Source organism: Acidovorax sp. (assembly GCF_022763525.1).
In the GTDB taxonomy this organism is placed as follows: Bacteria; Pseudomonadota; Gammaproteobacteria; order Burkholderiales; family Burkholderiaceae_C; genus Acidovorax.
The window spans coordinates 1-18399 of sequence record NZ_JALEGG010000088.1; the positions used below are offsets into that span (position 1 = coordinate 1).

General features: G+C 67.3%; 14 protein-coding genes. 3 read left to right on the forward strand and 11 right to left on the reverse strand.

Going from position 1 to position 18399, the window contains the following annotated elements; translation table 11 throughout:
- From MRY84_RS06975 to MRY84_RS06985, 3 genes are all read left to right on the forward strand, one after another.
- Nucleotides 1–576, forward strand: a 576-nt coding sequence (locus MRY84_RS06975; RefSeq protein WP_291505016.1) for an aldehyde dehydrogenase family protein, incomplete at its 5' end; no start/stop codon positions are given.
- A gap of 214 nt (nt 577–790) precedes the next feature.
- Nucleotides 791–1333 carry a MarR family transcriptional regulator gene (locus tag MRY84_RS06980; RefSeq protein ID WP_291505017.1) on the forward strand — a complete coding sequence of 181 codons (543 nt, stop codon included), beginning with the start codon at nt 791–793 and terminating at the stop codon, nt 1331–1333.
- Complete coding sequence (locus MRY84_RS06985) at nt 1330–2013, forward strand: GNAT family N-acetyltransferase (RefSeq protein WP_291505018.1); 684 nt, start codon at nt 1330–1332, stop codon at nt 2011–2013. Before MRY84_RS06980 ends, MRY84_RS06985 begins: the two co-directional genes overlap by 4 nt.
- 182 nt (nt 2014–2195) lie before the next feature.
- Here MRY84_RS06985 and MRY84_RS06990 read toward each other — a convergent pair whose 3' ends face one another.
- The 11 genes from MRY84_RS06990 to MRY84_RS07040 form a co-directional block, all read right to left on the reverse strand.
- Nucleotides 2196–3161: a porin gene (locus tag MRY84_RS06990; protein ID WP_291505019.1), complete on the reverse strand. Its 966-nt coding sequence runs from the start codon at nt 3159–3161 to the stop codon at nt 2196–2198.
- Nucleotides 3162–3585: 424 nt separating this feature from the next.
- Nucleotides 3586–5763 carry a TonB-dependent siderophore receptor gene (locus tag MRY84_RS06995; protein ID WP_291505020.1) on the reverse strand — a complete coding sequence of 726 codons (2178 nt, stop codon included), beginning with the start codon at nt 5761–5763 and terminating at the stop codon, nt 3586–3588.
- 122 nt (nt 5764–5885) lie between these two features.
- Nucleotides 5886–8024, reverse strand: coding sequence for a TonB-dependent siderophore receptor (locus MRY84_RS07000; protein ID WP_291505021.1), 2139 nt, complete (start codon nt 8022–8024; stop codon nt 5886–5888).
- Between the two features lie 60 nt (nt 8025–8084).
- On the reverse strand, nt 8085–8807 hold the full coding sequence (locus MRY84_RS07005; protein ID WP_291505022.1) for a DUF4198 domain-containing protein: 723 nt from the start codon (nt 8805–8807) through the stop codon (nt 8085–8087).
- A gap of 218 nt (nt 8808–9025) precedes the next feature.
- The gene (locus tag MRY84_RS07010) at nt 9026–11275 is read right to left on the reverse strand and encodes a TonB-dependent receptor (RefSeq protein ID WP_291505023.1); all 2250 of its coding nucleotides are present in this window, start codon (nt 11273–11275) and stop codon (nt 9026–9028) included.
- A 27-nt stretch (nt 11276–11302) separates the two neighbouring features.
- Nucleotides 11303–11533 (reverse strand): hypothetical protein, encoded by a 231-nt coding sequence (locus MRY84_RS07015; protein ID WP_291505024.1) that lies wholly within the window; start codon nt 11531–11533, stop codon nt 11303–11305.
- The gene (locus MRY84_RS07020; RefSeq protein WP_291505025.1) at nt 11530–12732 is read right to left on the reverse strand and encodes a PepSY domain-containing protein; all 1203 of its coding nucleotides are present in this window, start codon (nt 12730–12732) and stop codon (nt 11530–11532) included. Before MRY84_RS07020 ends, MRY84_RS07015 begins: the two co-directional genes overlap by 4 nt.
- A gap of 446 nt (nt 12733–13178) precedes the next feature.
- Nucleotides 13179–15335: a TonB-dependent siderophore receptor gene (locus MRY84_RS07025; RefSeq protein WP_291505026.1), complete on the reverse strand. Its 2157-nt coding sequence runs from the start codon at nt 15333–15335 to the stop codon at nt 13179–13181.
- Between the two features lie 189 nt (nt 15336–15524).
- The gene (locus tag MRY84_RS07030) at nt 15525–15857 is read right to left on the reverse strand and encodes a DUF3325 domain-containing protein (protein WP_291505027.1); all 333 of its coding nucleotides are present in this window, start codon (nt 15855–15857) and stop codon (nt 15525–15527) included.
- A gap of 3 nt (nt 15858–15860) precedes the next feature.
- The gene (locus tag MRY84_RS07035) at nt 15861–17708 is read right to left on the reverse strand and encodes a PepSY-associated TM helix domain-containing protein (protein ID WP_291505028.1); all 1848 of its coding nucleotides are present in this window, start codon (nt 17706–17708) and stop codon (nt 15861–15863) included.
- Complete coding sequence (locus MRY84_RS07040; protein ID WP_291505029.1) at nt 17705–18013, reverse strand: DUF3649 domain-containing protein; 309 nt, start codon at nt 18011–18013, stop codon at nt 17705–17707. Before MRY84_RS07040 ends, MRY84_RS07035 begins: the two co-directional genes overlap by 4 nt.
- Nucleotides 18014–18399: the final 386 nt, after the last annotated feature.

The window sequence follows — 18399 nt, forward strand, 5'->3', positions numbered from 1 at the left end:
ACCCGCTATCTGGTGCACGAGAGCATCCGTGCCGATTTCGTGGCCGCGTTTGCCAAGTACGCCCAGGGCCTGAAGGTGGGCGACGGCCTCACAGCCGGCACGCAGATGGGTCCGTTGGCCAACCCGCGCCGCATCACCGCCATGGCCGACCTGATGGCCGACGCCGTGCAGCAGGGCGCCACGCTGGTGACGGGTGGCGAGCGCATCGGCACCGAAGGCAACTTCTTCCAGCCCACGGTGCTGAACGATGTGCCCCTGTCGGCCCGCATCGTCAACGAAGAACCCTTTGGCCCCGTGGCCGCGGTGCGCGGGTTTGAAAAGATTGAAGACGCCATTGCCGAAGCCAACCGCCTGCCGTTTGGCCTGGCTGGCTATGCCTTTACTTCGTCGCTGAAAAATGCCCACCTGCTGGCCCAGCGCCTCGAAGTGGGCATGCTCTGGATCAACCAGGCTGCGGCACCTGCGGCCGAGCTGCCATTTGGCGGTCTCAAGGATTCGGGCTACGGCTCCGAAGGCGGGCCGGAGGCCATCGAGGCACATCTGAATACCCGCCTGGTGTCGATCATGAACGTGTAAACGCCCCGGCCCTGCAAGCCTTGGGCTGCGCGCATGCGGCCCAGGAGCCGCTCGGCACAAAGCCTGCGGGCGATCTTCAGGAGCATTCCTGCAGATCGCCGCAGGTTTTTTTCGTTGGGGTCCACGCGACAAGAAGTGCCAAGGCAGTTGCCAGGAAATTGATTGACGTCGCCAGTTAGATACATATCATGATATATATCTGAGGCAATCAAACATGATCGAAGACGTCGTCAAGGAACTTGGGTTTCTCACGCTCGGCACGCGCTTCAAGCGCATTGGGGAAGCGCTGCAGGCACAAACGCAGGCTTTGCTGACCCAGCACGGCATCGACATGCCTGCGGCGCACTTTCCACTGTTGGCGGCGCTCGATTGGCATGGCGCGCTGAGCGTGGGCGAGTTGAGTCAGGCCGTTGGCGTCAGCCAGCCGGTGGTCACGCGCTCGTTGAAGGGGCTGGAAGACAGCGGGTTGGTGCAGTCGGAGGGCGCAGAGGGCGACCGGCGAGTGCGCCGGGTGGCGCTCAGCCCGCACGGGCGCGCGCTGGTGGTGCGTGCACAGCGCGATGTCTGGCCTGTGCTGGAGGCTTCGGTAGCGCAGGTCTGTGCTTCGCTTCAGGGGCCGTTGCTGCAGCAGTTGGCCGCGCTCGAAGCCGGATTGCACCGCACCTCACTGCTGGAGCGCTCGGCGGCCTCGATCGCCACGCAGCAGGCCCAGCAAAAAAGCCGACCTACGTCTCCACGAAAGGAAAAAGCCCGATGACCACGACCCCTTCCTTCGACCGGCCCGTCTGGGCCTCGCTGACCTCTCAGCCCACCCTGGCGGAGGGTGGCGACCTGGCCAAGCGCTACCGGCGCGACGTCAATCTGTTCGCTTCGACCCGCGACGATGGCGACGACGCCAGCTTGGCTGCGCTGGCGGCCCTGGTGGCAGACGGAGAAACGGTCTTTGTCCTGCAGGTGCCACCCATTGCGGTGCCACCGGGTCTCCAGGCACTGCGCCGCGCCCAGGGCGTGCAGATGCTGGCCGGGCGGCCCGTGGCAGCCGAGCCCGGCACGGACGATGTTGTGGAACTGGGCGAGGCCGACGCTGCAGATATGCTGGCCTTGGCGCAGTTGACCGAACCCGGCCCTTTCCTCTCACGCACCCACGTGATGGGGCGGTTCGTGGGAGTCCGGCGTGGCGGCGCGCTGGTGGCGATGGCCGGCGAGCGCATGCGGTTTGCGGGTGGCACCGAAGTCAGCGGTGTGTGCGTTCATCCTGACTACCGGGGACGCGGCTTGGCCCGCCGGCTCTCCTCGGTGGTGGCTCACGCCATCCAGCAGCGCGGAGACCAGCCATTTCTTCATGCCTGGACCACGAACCAGGCGGCCATTGCCTTGTACGAAAGCCTGGGGTTTGAAATTCGAACCGAAGTGCAGGTCGCCGTCCTGGGGCGGTGATGATGAAGCCTGCCGGCAAACGGGCGAGTGGGTGAAGGCCGCGGCGGTTGCGCTCCGCTGCAGCGCGTGATTCTTGGGGGTTGCCAGGCATAAAAAACCCCGCACTTCTTGTGAAAGTGCGGGGGTTAAGTAGCTGTTTCTCTGCCCTCCCACCAGTCAGGGCAGCAGCGTGCGTGGGGCCATCAGAAGTTGTGGCGCACGCCCACGGCGAAGGAGCTGAAGTCGTTGCCCGCAGTGCCCACAGCGTAGCTGGCATTGCGGTTGTTGTTGACGCGGGTGTAGAAGGTGTAGACCTTGGTGCGCTTGCTCAGGTTGTAGTTGTAGCCCACGGTGTACTGGGTAGCGGCGCTGTCAGCCACGTTGGAGTACTTGCCAGCGCGGCCCACGTTCAGGTGGAACTCGGATGGGCCCAGGATGTAGGCGCCCGACAGGCGAACGTTGGTGCGGTTGCCGCCGTTGGCGAAGAACACGTTCTTGTCGCGCTGCACGTAGGCGCCCATCACGAACGGACCGGTCGAGTACGAGGCACGCACTGCGAACTGGTTCTGGTCGCCCAGCTTGGAGTAGCCAGCGCCCAGGCCCAGTGCGCCGATTTCGTAGTTGGCAGCCAGGTCGAGGCTGTTTTTGCCACCGGTGCCGTTGGCTTGCTCGTGCAGGGCCACGCCAGCTTCCAGCGTTGCGCCGCCAAAGCTGGGGGTGCGGTAGGCGATCTTGTTCGCGTCGCGGGCAGGGTAGGCGTACAGCGCATCCGACGACGAACCGGTGTCGTGGTTGTGGTTGCTGATGAAGTCGGCGGTGGCGTAGTAGGACTCGGACGTGAAGTTGCCCAGGCGCACCATGCCGAAGCCGCCGGAGAGGTTCACTTCGCTTTGGCGACCGAAGAAGGTGGAGCTGGTGGCGCCGCTGCTGGAGTCAAAACCGGCTTCCAGCTGGAAACCAGCCTTCAGGCCGCCGCCCATGTCTTCCGTGCCTTTGAAGCCGAAGCGGGAGGAGTTGTTGAACAGGCCGGTCTTGGAGACATTGCCTTCTTTTTGGTGTTCGAACGTAGTGTTAACCCGGCCGTACAGGGTCACGCTGCTTTGGGCGAACGCGGCGGAGGTTCCGATCAGGGCCAGCGCAGCCAGGGCGCAACGGTTCATCTTTTTCATGGGCAAGGTTTCCTTGAATCAAATTTTGTTTGACGACAAATATCACGGGCCAGAACACGCAAGGGTGAGTGTTTGCGGGCCGTCGCTACAAGCAAGTTTGGTGCCTGTGGTGATGTGACTGTTGCACTTTGCAACGGAGGGGGATGCTAATCGCCGAATTCGATGACCGCCAGAGGGGTAAACACCTTTTGCTCATAGGGGTGTTGGGGCGGTGCAACAAAGGCAGACGCCTCGGTGGGGCGAAGGCAAGGGCGGCGCCCCTGGGCGTCATGCTGCGGCTAAATCGGTGCACGGTGCCTGCCGAGGCGCACCAATGGGGTACCAACGCGGAACACGGATGCGCTCTGAGGGGCCTGCGAAGGTGTTGGGCGCGGCCTCTGCTGCTCCCTGGCGGGAAGGGCGGAGGCAGGTGGTTTTGCCACGCTTAGAACCGATAGGTCGACGTCAGCGTGTAGGTGCGGGCTTGGCCGTAGAAGCAATCCCCGCGCGCCAAGCACTGCGTGATGTGCACCTTGTCCGCCAGGTTGACCACGTTGAAGGCTACGCGCCAGTCGCCTGCGTCGTACGCCACCATGGCATCGGCGAGCGTGGCGGCCGGGGTGCTGATGGCGGTGGTGCCGCTCCATTGCGAGCCGGTGTAGCGCACGCCGGCACCCACCGTCCAGCCGCCGCGCCCCTCGCTTGCAAAGCGATGGCTCAGCCAGGCCGAGGCGGTGTGCCTGGGCACGCTGGCCACCGGAGTGCCCTGGTCGCCTGCATTGCTGCGGCTGATCTTGGCATCGGTGAAGGCGTAGCCCACGGTGAAGTCCCACTGGCGCGCCAGGCTGGCTTGCACCTCGGTTTCAAAGCCCTTGACCTTGACTTCGCCGATCTGCAGGCTGTTCAGCGGGTTGGTCGGGTCGGTGGTCTTGCGGTTCTTCTCGCGCAGCTGGTAGACGGCGGCGAAGGCGCTGATGCCCTGGCCAGGCGGCTGCCATTTCACACCGGCCTCCCACTGCTCGCCACGCTGGGGCTTGAAGGGCACGCCGTAGAAGTTGGCTCCGCCCAGTGGCTGGAAGGATTCGGAGTAGCCCACGTACGGTGCCCAGCCACCGTCCATTTGGTAGGTGACGCCAGCGCGTTTGCTCCAGGCCTTGTCGTCGGCAGCAGCGGCGGGGCGGCCTTCGGTGTCGCTCTTGGCGTTGTCATGGCGCAGGCCCAGGGTGGCGGTCCAGCGGCCCCACTTGATCTGGTCCTGGGCGTAGAAGCCCAACTGGCGCTGCTCTACGCTGGGCACGCGTGCCAGGGCCGATGCCGATGGCGCCGTGAAGTTGCCGTACACGGGGTTGTAGACGTCGATGGCGGGTGCCACGGCGCGCCAGCTTTGCTGGCCCCAGTGGTTGCGCTGCACATCGAGGCCGCCCAGCACGGTGTGCTCGGCTTCGCCCCAGCGCAGCTTGCCTTCGACCTGCGTATCGACCAGCAGCATGCGCGCGTTGCCCAACGTCCACGAGGCGTCGCGCAGCACGGTGCGGTTGTCGGCGTTGAACACGGGGCGCGCGGGGCGGCCCTGGGCGGCATTGGCGGTGAAGCTGGTGTACAGCGTGCGGTAGTCCACGTCGCTCACGCTGCGGCGCAGGTTCTGGCGCACGGTCCAGGTGCTGTCGATCTGGTGGCTGAACAGGTAACCCCAGGAGGTGCTTTCGGAGTTGTAGCGGTCCCAGCCGGGTTCGCTGATGAAGGTGTTGGTGGTGATCTGCCCATAGCGGTTGGGCAGCTGCGTGCCCTGCCAGGGGAAGAAGCCGATGAGCGAGCCGCTCTTGTCCTTTTGGTGCGTGAGCTGCAGCGTGAGCGAGGTGGCGGCGCTGGGCTTCCAGGTGACGGTGGGGGCGATCACCACGCGGTCATCGCGCACGTGATCCACCTGCGTGTCGCTGTCGCGTCCCACGGCCACCATTCGGTAGAGCCATTCGCCGTCCTGCGTGAGTTTGCCGGTCATGTCGGCGGCGATCTGCTTGCGTGCGTTGCTGCCCAGCTGCACCTGCACTTCGCGCTGCGTTTCGGCCTGCGGGCGCTTGCTGGTGAGGTTGAGCACACCGCCCACGCTGCCCTGGCCATACAGCACGGACGACGGGCCGCGCAGGAACTCGACACGTTCGAGCGTGTACGGGTCGGGCCGGGTGTCGTTCCAGTAGCCGATGAAGCGGACCATGCCGTCCAGGTACTGCGTCACGTCGCCGCCGCGGGCCTTGAAGGTATCTTGGCGGCTGTCGAAGTAGTTCGACACCGCCCCGGCCGTGTACGCCGTCACCTGGCGCAGTGTCTGCACACCCTGGGCCTCCATCTGGTCGCGAGTGATGACGCTGATGGCCTGCGGGGTTTCGATGAGCGGGGTGTCGGTCTTGGTGGCGCTCAGGGCGCGCTTGGCCACAAAGCCAGTGACGGGGGCGGTGGGGTTCTCCTGCTCGGCGCCCGCGCTCACGGTGACCGGGGCGAGGGCTTTTTCTGCCGTGGGGGCGGTTGGGGCAGTGGGTGTGGCCTGCTGCGCATGGGCCGCGCCGCACAGGGCAAGCAGGGCCGCGTGTGCGATGGCGGTGCGGCAGACGGTGATGCCAGATTGCATGGTGCTGTTTCTCCGAGGGTTGAAAAAAAGGTTCAGGCCCGCTGGCCAGGCATGGCGTGTCGCGTGCCGGGTTGTGGGTGGGCCGATGGGGCAGCGCGCCGATGTGCCTTGGTCGCCGGTCTTCAGAACGTGTAGTCCAGCGACACCTGCAGGCTGCGAGGCGTGCCCGGCACCACCGCGGCAAAGCCTGCGGCGGTGGTCGATCCGTCCAGGTAGTAGCGGCGATTGGCCACGTTCTTCAGGTTGGCCTGTATCCGCACGCCACCCGCAAACTGGTAGCCCACGGCCAGGTCCACCACGGTGTAGCCGGGCAGGCGCCATTGGTTGTCGTTGGCGGTGAACTTGTCGCCCTGGTGCACCAAGCCGCCACCCACCCACAGACCGGGCAGCTGCGGCAGGCGGTACTGCGTCCATAGCGATGCGGCGCGGCGCGTGGCCAGCCCCACGCGGTGGCCCACGTTGGCACCGGGCGTGGTGTCGGACAGCACCTTGGGGTCGTGGAAGCTCGCATTGGCCGTCACCGTCCAGCCGGGCGTGATGCGGCCTTGCAGCTCCAGCTCGATGCCCTGGATGCGCTGGCGTGCGGTGAGCACCGAGTAGCCCGGGTGTGCGGGGTCGTTGGCGGGGGCGTTGGTGAACTCCAGGTCAAAGGCGGCCACGGTGGTCATCAGGCGCTGGTCCAGCCATTCCTGCTTCCAGCCCACTTCCAGCTGCTTGCCCTCCGAAGGCGGGGCCGACTGCGCACCCCACACCAGCGTGCCAGAGTTGGCCTGGAACGAGCGCGCGTGGCTGGCGTAAACCATGCTGCCCGGGCGCGGCTGCCAGGTCAGTGCGGCGCTGGGCTGGGTCTTGCTCAGGTCGGTGACGGGCGTGGTGTAGGCGTCCTTGAAGCGGTCATGGCGCAGGCCCAGCAGCAGGCCGAAGTCGCCCAGCGTCAGTCGGTCCTGCACAAACAGGCCGGTGTTGCGTGCGTCGGTGGACAGGCGGGTCACGCCCGTGGAAGCCACGGGCGGCACCAGGCCCGCGATGGGGTTGTAGAGGTCGATGGTGCCCAGGTTGCCCCGGGTGACTGCGCCGTAGACGCCTGCATTGGCACGCCAGTCCATGCCCGCCAGCAGCTGGTGCTGCACGACTCCGGTCTGCAGCTTGGCACGCAGCTCGGCCAGCGCTGTGTCGGCGGTGTATTCCTGCCCCGGCGCCAGCCAGTAGCCGCGCGCCACTCGGCCGTTGGCGACGGGGCCCATGGGCGAGGGCAGGTTCACGTTGCGGTGGGTTTCGTTGCGCGAGAGGTGCACGCGGCCTTCGATGCCGTTGGCGAAGCGGTGCTGCAGTTCGGTGGAGTAAAAGCGCAGGCTCCCCTTGGTGTTGAGCCAGCGCTCGCCATAGAACGCGCCCACGGGCAGCACATCGGCGCTGCGTGGGTTCCTGGGGTCGGGCACGGCCAGGCCCACGGTCGATACGCCCTCGCTGCTCTGGGTCTCGGCCTGCGCGCGCCAGAGGGTGTCGGGCGTGATCTGCCACTCCAGGCTGCCCGCGAGGCCCTGTTTGCGCGGGGTGTTGCCGTCCACAAAACTGCCGCCGCGGCTCGCGCCGCCGTCCAGGCGGTAGCGCAGCGTGCCGTCGGCATTGAGCGGGCCGGTCAGGTCAAATTCGGCGCTGCGCCAGCCATGGCTGCCTGCGCCGATCTTCACGGTGCGCAGCGGCTCGGCAAGGGGCCGCTTGCTCACATAGTTGATGAGCCCGCCGGGCGCGACCTGGCCAAACTCCAGCGCGGCCGGGCCCTTGATGACTTCCACACGGTCGATGTTGAACAGCGGTGGGTCCAGCAGGTGTGAAAACTTGGCGCCGTCGCGCAGGTAGTTGTTGATGTTGTTGGCCCACAGCCCCCGGATGGCGAACTGCGAGTACGAGCCGTAGTACTCGGTGCGTGCCGACACGCCCGAGGCGTTGCGCAGCACGTCGCGCTCGGTGGTGGCCATCTGCTGCTCCAGCAGCGCGTTGTCGATCACGCTGACCGAGCGCGGCGTCTCCAGCACGGACAGGCCCAGGCGCGAACTGCTCTGCGCCCGCCGTGCGGGAGTGGCTGCAGCGTCGGCGGTGGAGTCGACGACATCCACCTGGCGCAGGGAGGGGGCGGAGCCGGGCGCGTCGCCTTCAGCAGTTTGGGTGGGCGCCGTGCCGCCCTGTGCGAGGGCGGTGCCGCACAGGGCCAGCAGCGCGGCGTGCGCCACCGCCGTGCGCAGAAAGATTGCTTGAATCATGGTGCTATTGAAGTGATAGCTATAAGCGCTTGATACACCAGCGATGGATGCCAATTGATCTCAGTGCGCCTTGGGCGGCGCGGGCAGCGCGGGCGACGCCATGCCGTCGGCCACCACAAAGGTCAGCGTGGTCACATAGCTGGCTTCGCCGTACTTCTCGCCTTGCACTTCGCCGGGGGTCTTGTCGCTGTGCTTCACCTCGGCCACGTACTGGCCCTTCCAGGGCGTGGCGAAGGCCACGGTGCCGTCGTCGGCTGTCTCGGCCTCGCGCGTCCAGCCCGAGGGCGCGGCCAGCTGCACCTTGGCCTTGGGCAGCGGTGCGCCCTGGTAGACCACCTTGAACTCGCCGGGCTTGCCCGTGGGCACCAGGTCCAGCGGCGCGGTGGGCGCCACGGCCTGCGATAGGCCCGCCACCCAGCGCGCCGAGGGCTGCCAGTACATGGTGGGCAGGTTGCGCTTGCTGCGGTCGATCAGCGGGTAGGTGGCTGCGGCGAACAGTGTGTCGGGCGTGCCGGCCACGGTGTAGTGGAAGCCGTCCTTGCCCAACTGGCCTTCCACGCGCTGCGCGGCGGTGCCGGTGCGCTGCTCGAGCGCCGGCACGCCCTTGAACTGGTCCAGACGGCCTGGCGAGGTCTCGCGCAGGTTTTCGTTGAACTCGCCGAAGTGCAGACGGGCTTGGCCGCCGGTGTTCTCCAGCCATACCTGGTGGGCGTGTGCGGTGGCGGCGGCCGTGATGGATGCGGCGGCGATCAAGGCGGTCTTGAAGAGCAAGGACGAAGACATGGCAGTTTCCTTTCGGTGGTGTTGAACAACGATGGCGGGCACGGCGCTGCACGCCCCGCGCGGTGCGGGGACGGCATGGCAGTGCGAAAGGGGGTGGCTGCCTGCGCCCGGTGGTCAGGCGCTGGGTGGCTGGGGCAACGCTGGTTCAGCGGTGCACGACGGCTGGAAGCGGCGCCTGCTGGCGACGCCGATCGGGCTGAAGGGTGTGTTGTGTGGCGTCAGAAGTCCACGCCGACGCTCAGTGACAGCCTGCGGGGAGCACCCACCACCAGGTAGCCCGCGCCGGGGTAGCCGCCCGACGATGCCCAGTAGCTTCGGTTGGCCACGTTGTCCACGCGGGCGCGCAGCGTCACGAGGCGGCCCTGCACTTCGGTCAGGTAGCGCACACCCAGGTCCAGCCGGTTCCAGCTGGGCACGCTGAGCGTGTTGGTGGCGTTGGCGACCACCGAGCCGGTGTGTACCAGACGCCCATCCAGTGCCAGGCCGTTCACGCCCGGCACATCCCATTCGGCGCCGATGTTGGCCTGCAGCCTGGGCACGCCGATCACGCGGCGGCCGTCGGTGCTGGCGGCGCCCGTGTTCAGCTGCTTGGCTTCGAGCCAGGTCAGGCCGCCCAGCAGGCGCAGGCCCTTGGTGGCCTCGCCCTGCACGGCCAGTTCGATGCCCTGGTGGCGGTCCCGGCCATTGCTGCGAAAGATGTTGTCGCTGCCCACATAAGCGCGAGGCTTGGTGGTGGAGAACAGCGCCACACTGCCCCCGAAGCGGCCACCGTCGAACTTCACGCCCACTTCCTTTTGCTTGGCGACATAGGGCGAAAGCATCTCGCCCCGGTTGGCGGCGGTGGAGGGCGCGGTCTGGCCCTGGCTCAGGCCTTCCACGTAGTTGCCATACAGCGAGAAGCCCTTGTCCAGCTTGTAGACGGCCGCGAGCAGCGGGCTGGTGCGGCTCTGGTCGTAGCGGTCGGTCTGCACGGCGGTGCCGTAGGCGTAGTTGGCGATCTCCATCGTCTGGTGGCGCAGGCCGGCCGTGAGCAGCAGGCGGCCCTCCAGCAGCGACATCGTGTCGCCCAGCGCGAAGCTGCTCAGGCGCGTGCTGCCGGTGCGGCGCGGGTCGGCCAGATCGCCGCCGCGGAGTGTGTTGGCGCTGAAGGCGGGCAGGGCGGAGTACACCGGCTGGTAGAGGTTGGTGGCCTGCGTGTTGCCGAAGTCCATGGCATAGGCGTTCTTCTTTTCGGCGCTGAAGTGCGAGGCCACCAGCACCCATTCGTGCCCCACGCTGCCGGTCTGCAGCTTGCCGCGCAGGCCCAGTTCGCCGGTGTCCACACTGTCCTTGCGCGTGTTGTCGAAACGGTAGGTGGTGCCGGCGCCGGTGCCGCTGTTGCTCACCGTGAGGTTGGCCAGCGAATTCGCTTCGGAGCTGCGGCGTGCGCCCGCAGCGGCCCAGCCGGTCACGTTCGGCGTAATGTCCCACTCGCCGCGCAGGGTGCCGAAGGTGTCGCGCTCGTTGGAGTAGGTCCAGGGCTGGGCGAAGTTCGCGCCGCCGTCGGGAGCAGCAGGCATCTGCGTTACGCCCGAGGCCAGCGTCACGTTGGTGCGGGTGCTTTGGAGCTTGTGGTCCTGCCAGCCGATGTCGCCCGACAGGCGCACATCGCGGCTGCGCCAGTCCAGGCCCACGGCTGCCAGGCCGAGCTTCACGTCTTCATGGTCCACGGCCGTGCCGCCGTTGTGGGTGGCCGCGTTCACGCGGATGCCGGTGTTGCCGTCGGGGCCGAAGCGGCGTGCAATGTCGGCCGCCAGCTGCGTTTGGCCGCCGCTCGAGACACCGAAGGTCACACGGTTCAGGGGCTCGTTGGGCGCGCGCTTGGGCAGCAGGTTGATGCTGCCGCCGATGCCGCCGCCGTTCGGGCTGGCGCCATTCAAGAAGGCCGAGGCGCCGCGCAGCACTTCCACGCGCTCGAACAGCTCGGTGGCGATGTACTGGCGCGGCAGCAGGCTGTACAGGCCGTTGTAGGCCGTGTCGTCCGAATCGAGGATGAAGCCGCGGATGAAGTACGCCTCCTGGAAGTTGCCAAAGCCCCGCGCCACGCGCACCGTGGGGTCGTTCTGCAGCACGTCGCCCACGCTGCGGGCGTGGCGGTCCTGGATCAATTCGTTGGTGTAGCTGGTGATGGAAAACGGCGTGTCCATGGCATCGCGCGTGCCCAGGATGCCCGCGCGGCCGCCGCGCGCCACCTGGCCGCCGGGGTAGGCCGGAGAGAGGCCCTGCGCCGATGCGTCGGCACTGGCGTTCACGGTCACGGTGGACAGGGTTTTGGCCTCACTCGCCGTGGCAGGGGCTGGAGGTTGCTGCGCATGCAGCGCGGGAGCGGCGAGGGCCAGCACTGCCACGGCTGCCGCAACTGCCACGGGGGTGGCAGAAAACACAGGGCGCAGCAGTGGGGCGGGGCGGGAGGATGGTGCGGAAGGCATGGGGAAAAGATCAAAAAAACAAGGAACTCAGCGCAGTGCGGAGGAAGACGCGCCGGATGCATCTGCGGTGGATGCGGCCGCGGTCGCGCGGGGCCAGCTGTACCAGCCCATCACCGCCACGGGGATGCCCAGCGCCACCCACGACCACCAGTCGCCCCAGGTATCGGACACCAGGGCGGTGAGCAGCCCGGTGGTGGTGAGCACGCCGATCACCATGGGCCAGCCCCACAGGGCCCAGAAGGAGCTTTGTTGTTTCATGCCGCCCCCTCGGTCGAGCGCGCAGCGCCCGGTGCAGGCAATGTGCCGCCCGCAAAGCCGTTGGTGGCGCTGCCCGCGGGTTGTGACGCGGGGCTCGCTGTCTGTACGCCCTTGCGCAGCCACAGGTACAAGCCACTGCCCAGGACCACGATGGTGGCGATGTCGAGCAGCGCCCAGAGGATCTTCATCGGCATGCCCCCGTAGTCGCCAAAGTGCAGCGGCTGCGACACCAGCAGCGCCGTCAGGTACCACGGCAGCGCGGGAGCGGCGGTGACCTGCGCCGTGCGCGCATCCACCAGCACGGGCTTGAGCAATTTGGAGGTGAGCGGCTCGTTGCCGCGCATGAAAAACGTGTTGTGGTGCGGGCTGGAGAACGCCGTGCCCGGGAACGCAATGAACGACAGCTTGGTGCCCGGCGCCTGGGCCTGCGCGGCCTCCAGTGCCTGCTGCAGCGGGCCGCGCTCTGCGGCGGGCACGATGGGCTGGCCTTCGTAGGGCTTGAGCAGGGCCGAGAGCTGGTCGTGCTGCCAGTACTTGATGAGCAGGTCGGCCCACGTATTGATCATGCCCGTGCCGCCCACCACGAAGGCCCACACCAGCGTGACGATGCCCAGCAGGTTGTGCAGGTCGAGCCATTTCACGCGCGCGGAGCGGCCTCGCCGCACCTCGCCAAACGCCAGCTTGCGCATGAAGGGCGCGTACAGCACCACCCCGGTGACGATGGCCACCAGCAGCAGCAAGCCCATGAAGCCCAGGAACAGCTTGCCCGGCAGGCCTGCGAACAGGTCCACATGCAGTTTGAACATCACGTACATGAAGCCCTCGTCAAAACGTGGCTGTGCCAGCACCTCGGCCGTGCGCGCATCCACCGCCACCGAGCGGAAGTCATCGGTGGGCGCCGGGGTGGGCGTGAGCGTGACGAACCAGACGTTGTCATCGTCTTCCGCATGCGATGCGAACTGCACCACGCGCTCGGGGTGCAGCGCGTGGGCGGTGGTCAGTACCTTGTCGAGGCTGGCGCGCGGCGTGTTGGCAGGCATGGCCGGCGCCTCCACTTCTGTGCCCAGCAGGTGGCCGATTTCGTGGTGAAAGATCAGCGGCAGGCCTGTGAGGCACAGCAGCAGCATGAAGACGGTGCACACCAGGCTGGACCACTTGTGGGTCCAGCTCCAGCGGCGCAGGGCGGTGGGGCTCAGCATGGTGTGGAGTTGGTGCGGGAAGGGCTTCGCTGGCGCACATGCCCCCGGCCGCGCCACACCTCGGAGGTGGCGATGGCCGCAGCGGACGGCGTGAAGCGGAAAGAATGGTTCAAGCCAGGCAACCCGGAATACGAAAGGTCGATGGGTGCTGGCTGCAGCCCGAGCGCTGGTGGATGCGAACGGCTGTGGCTTGCGGAAACTGAATTTTACATTGCAAATGCGAATTGTTTGTATTTATGTCGCTTTGCAGATGAAGTTCAGACCAGTTTTACGGTGCACACAGGAAAACGGCGTGTGTTGATGGTGCTCCTGGCTCCACTGGACGTCTTGGCCGATCACACATTCGCGCGTGCTTAATGCTATTTATTTAATAGCTACCAGCGCTTGTTTTTAAGCGCTGGCAGCCAATATGACGCTAACTCAAGCGTTGCACCTTGTGGGCTGCGTCAGAACCGCGTGCGCAGCGTCACCTGCACCGCACGCGGCGAGCCTGGCAGGATCAGGTTGTCGTTGCTGCCATGGCTGGACACGTAGTACTTGCGGTTGGCCAGGTTCTTGACGTTCACGTCCACGTCCCATTGGCCCAGCGTGTACTGCAGCGCGGCGTCCACGGTGGTGTAGGCGGGGAGGGTGACCAGGTTGGTCAGCGAAGTGAAGCGCGCCCCCACGTGGTTCACCCCGCCGCCCACGCGCAGGCCGTGGCCCAGGTCCTTCATGGCCCAGAGGAAGGCCGAGTTGCGTGGCGTGAGCGCGGGCACCTTGCCTTGTGCGGGGATGGCGGCGGTGGGAAGTTGCAGTGAGCTGGTGGTGGCCAGCGATTTCGTCATGCGGCCGTCCAGCCAGGCATAGCCTGCGCTCACATCCCAGCGGCCGGGCAGGCGGCCGTTGGCCGTGAGCTCCAGGCCGTTGGTGCGCTGGGTGCCCACGTTGATCTGGCGACTGGGGTTGGCGGGGTCGGTGTTCTTGATGTTGGTGCGCTCCAGGTTGAAGAGCGCGCCGGTCACGTTCATGCGGCCATCGAGCAGGTCGAGCTTCACGCCGATCTCCTTGTTCTCGGTGATTTCGGGCTCGGCGCCCGTGTTGTTGGCGGCCAGCGCGAAGGTCTCGGCCGAGGGCTGGAAGGACTTGCTGTACGACACGTAGTACGACACTGCATCGCTGGGCTGCCACACCAGGCCCGCGCGGGGGCTGAATTTCTTGTCGGTGCGCGAGAGGGCGCTGAGCTTCCGATCGAACGTGGTCTCTTGCCCGAACACGTCGTAGCGTGCTCCCAGCAGTGCTTTCCACTGCGGGGCCAGTGTGATCTGGTTCTGCCAGTACAGCGCGGCCGTGTCTTGCGTCGTGTGGCTGGGGATGGCGCTGTCGGCGTTGTAGTTGGCCGCCGGGATGGCCGGCGCCGCACCAATGGGGTTGAAGATGGATACGCGGTCCGCCCCGCCCGAGACGGACTCGGAGCGCTTCTTCTGCTGGCCCAGCTCCACCCCCATCAGCCACTCTTGCTTGAAGCCGCCCAGCTGGTTGCGCCAGGTGACATCGGTCTGGTTGAAGAAGCCCTTTTCATCGCGCAGGATGAACGAGCGCGTGCGGCCCACGGTCAGGTTCACCGGGTCGGTGGTGCCGCCGGGCAAGGTGTTGTAGCGGTCCAGCGTGTAGTCGTACAGGCGCGTCACGTTGCGCACGGACCAGTCGTCGTTGAAGCGATGGTTCAGCGTGGCCGCGATCGATTGCATGGTGCTGGTGGTGGTGTCGTCCTGCGCGGCATTGCGCGAGCCGTAGTAGGTGCGGGCGGGCACGTTGACGGGGCGGCCGTTGAGCGCGGGAATGCCAAAGTCTGTGAGGCGCTTGTCGCGGGCGTTGGTGTACTGCAGCAACAGGTCGGTCTGCGCTGCGAGCTTGAGCGCGAGCGAGGGCGCGAAGTTGTGGCGCTTGACGAACTGCTGGTCGCGGTAGCTGCCGGAGTCCTCCACAGCGGCGTTGATGCGGAAGGCGGCGGTGTCGCTGATGCCCACATTCACATCGGCCGTGGCGCGGCGGTAGTCGAAATTGCCCAGGCCGAGAGATGCCTCGCCAGCGGTCTCGCCAAACTTGGGCTTCTTGGTCACGCGGTTGATCAGGCCGCCGGACGAGCCGCGCCCGTACAGCACGGCGGCGGGGCCCTTGAGCACTTCCACGCGCTCGATGTCGGCCAGGTCGCGGAAGTACAGCGCATCGTCGCGCACGCCGTCCACAAACTGGTCGGCAATGGCGGTGAAGCCGCGTATCACCACCTGGTCGCGCTGGCCGTCGCCGTGGCTCATGGCCACGCCGGGCACGTTGCGCAGCGCGTCCTCCATCGAGCGGGCACCTTGATCGCGCAAGAGCTGCTCGGGCACCACGTTCACGGCCTGAGGCACATTGCGCAGCGGCGCGCTGCCCTTGGTGGCAGAGGTGCTGGCTGCGGGCGAATAGCCGTCATCGCCGATGGTGGACTGTACGGTGACTTCGCCCAGCGTTTGTGGCGTGGTCGAGGGTGGCGGGCTTTGGGCCCAGGCGGCGCTGCACAGCGCAGCGAGCAACGCGGCAGACGAAGGCCTGAGCGTGTGAGAGGAGCGGGTTGCGTGCATGGTTTTTTCCTTTGAAGTGTGCGCAGCGCAGGTGAAGACACCTCGCACGCCGGGCCTGGCGCGGGCCGGTGGCCGGCCCCGCTGGGGGGTGCGAAGCAGTGACGGGAAACGTTGCTCGGTGGTGGAGACGTGTTGAGGAAAGGGCTGCGGGCACTCAGGCGCCCAGCAGCTGGCTGGAGCGACGTGCCATTACCAGCCCAATGCCCACGCGAGCAGGCCGGTAACCAGGGCCCCGCCTGCGAAGGCTGGAGCGCGCCGGGGCTGCCAAGTCACCATGGCCGTGACCGCCACCGCCGCCACGGAGAGCGCGATGGCCCAGGCGGTCACGCCCAGGGATGTTGGCGTCGCGTGCGAAGGCCGGGCCGCCAGCCACAGTGACAGCAGCAGCAAAAGCCATCCGGCGCGGCGCAGGCGCAGCAGGTGGCGCGCACTGCCTTCGCGGCCGAGCGCATCCTGGTGGTGGCGGTCCATGCCCAGCGCGATGGCCGACCACGCGGCAAAACAAAGCAGGAATGCGGACATGGCTCAGGCTCCCAAGGTCGAGACGCCGGGCGTCCCGGGCAGCGCCGCGACGGCCTGCGGCGGAGCCGGCCGGGGGGCGGGCGACGCGGTGTGCGGCCCAGGGTGCGCGGCCACCTTGCCCCGGGACATGCGGCCTGGGCGCAGCCGCCACGACAGCCATCCCAGCAGCAGGCCCGTGGCCAGGAACGACAGGTCCATGCCGGCCCAGGCCCACTCGCCCGCCGGCAGCGTAACGCCCAAGTGGGTGCGGGTGGTCAGTGCGTTGATCCCCGGCAGCGCAGCCCACACCAGGCCCGCGGCGCACAGCGGCACCGACCAGCCCGCGCGGCCTTCGCGCGCCAGGGCGCAGGCCAGCGCCCACAACAGCGCAAGCCCCCAGGTGCCGAAGAACCACGCCAGTTCCACGTCGGCCCGCCCCGCGGTGCCGATCGGGATCAGTCGGTTGGAGGCGATGTACACACCGCACGCCAGCGGCAGGCCCGCCAGCGTTGCGATGTTGATGGCGGCGACCAGGCGCTCGCCAAAGGGGGCTCTCGCTGCCACCGCAAGGGGTACAGCGTGGATCTCGCGACTGGCTGCCGTTTGCGCATGTGCCTGCGCTTTTGCCTCCGATCTGGCGCTGCGCTTGACCGACCACAGCACCATGCCGGTGGCGATCATCAGGCTGCCCAGTACCCCGAAGCCGAACAGCACCCAGCGCATGCCCGCATCGGCAAAGCGCGCCAGGTGCAGGCCGTAGAGCACGCCATACGTTCTGGCGGCTGGGCCAGTGGCATCGGCCTGGTCCAGCCACTGGCCGGTAGTGGCGTCAAACAGCAGGCGAGGCGGGCGGTACTGGAGCCTGTCCCCATCGTGGCGCGTGATTTCGACCACGGCGCGGCCCTTGGCATCGCGCCGCGCTTGCAGGCTGCCAATGCGGCCGCCTTGCCAGCGGGTGGATGCCGCTTCGATGAGGGGCTGCAGGGCAATGGCTGGCAGGGGCTCCACTGGGTCCCCCGGGCCACGGCGGGGGCGGCTCTCGGCCTTCTCTCCCTGCAGGTCGGCAAAGTAGGCGTTGGCGTCCACGCCTTTTTCTGTCTTGTAGGCGGTCGCAATGCCCGCGGGCATGTACAGCGTGTGGAAGATCATCAACCCGCTGAAGGTGATCATCAGGTAGAACGGCAGCACCAGCACGCCCGTGACGTTGTGCGCATCCATCCATGCGCGCTGCCCGCCCTTGTTTGGCCGGAAGGTGAAGAAGTCCTTGAAGATGCGGCGGTGCGTGATGACGCCCGTGATGAGCGCCACGAACATCAGCATCGTGGCCACGCCCACCACCCAGCGGCCCTGGATGGCCCAGCGCCCCTTTTGCGCGGTGCGCAGCTCGAAATGGAACCGGTAGAAGAAATCGCCACCCATGGTCTGGCGCGCCTCGATGGGCTCGCCCGTTTGTGGATGCATGCGCAGGGTTTCGAAGCGGCCGTTGCCGGTGCCGCGCCACAGCAGGTTGACGGCCGGGTCGCGTTCGTCGGGCAGATGCAAGATCCACTGCGTGACCTCGGGCGCCCTGCGCACCAGGGCATCCACGGACTTCTGCACGGTCTGTGCCGTGCGGGCTGCCTGCGCGGCCTGCGCGGTGGGCTCTGCTGCACCTTCGGTTTCGGTGGCGCTTGGCAGGCCGTGCATCTCGGGCCGCATCCACAGGTTGAACTCGCTGCGGAAGAACGACAGCGTGCCGGTCAGGAAAATGGCGAACAGCAGCCAGCCCAGGATGAGCCCGGCCCAGGTATGCAGCCACGACATGGCCTGGCGAAAGCCCTCGCGCTGGGTGCTGGCGGGGCGGTGGGCCGCAGGGCTGGGGGTGGCGCTCATGGCGTGATGCCCATCCACTGCGGAGCCATGGCGCAGGCGCCCAGCACCAGCGCGGGCAGCAGCGTGCCGCCCCAGGCTCCCCAGGCTGTTCGGGCATAGAAGGCCCATCCGGCGGCCATGGCGTAGGCCAGCCAGGCCAGCATGGTGGCGATCAGGACCGCCTCCACACGCGGCATGAGCTGGGCCAGTGCGAGCGAAAACGCTGCTGCCCATCCGGCAGCCAGCGCGTAGCCCCCGCCGATGGCTGCCAAGGCGCGGGAGGCGACTGCCAAGCGATAGCGCCCGTCGGCGCGCACTGGTTTCATGACGGTGCCCCGGCTGCGTGGCGTTGAATCGGCGGGCAGGAAAGGTACGCCCCAAGGCAGGGACAGGCAGTGGCGCGCAGCATTGAGAAAAAGCTCCAGGCGTGGGTGCAAAGACATTCCGACGCTGGCTGGAGCGGGGGCGGGGCCCGCTGCTGGCTGGCTGGTGTGGTGGGGAACCTTCGCGTGCCTCACGGGCCGCAATATCGCGGCCTGCCGTTCATCGCATGGGGGCCGTCGCTTTGCGCCGCTGGCAGCATCGCGATGCCCCCGCATCGCAGCACGCGCTGGCGCTCGATGCATGCGGAGGTTCCCTGGTGAGCGATGGCCCGTGGGGCTACGGGGTGGCCCGCCGGCGGCCATCGTTCACCGGGGATGCATTCTACCGT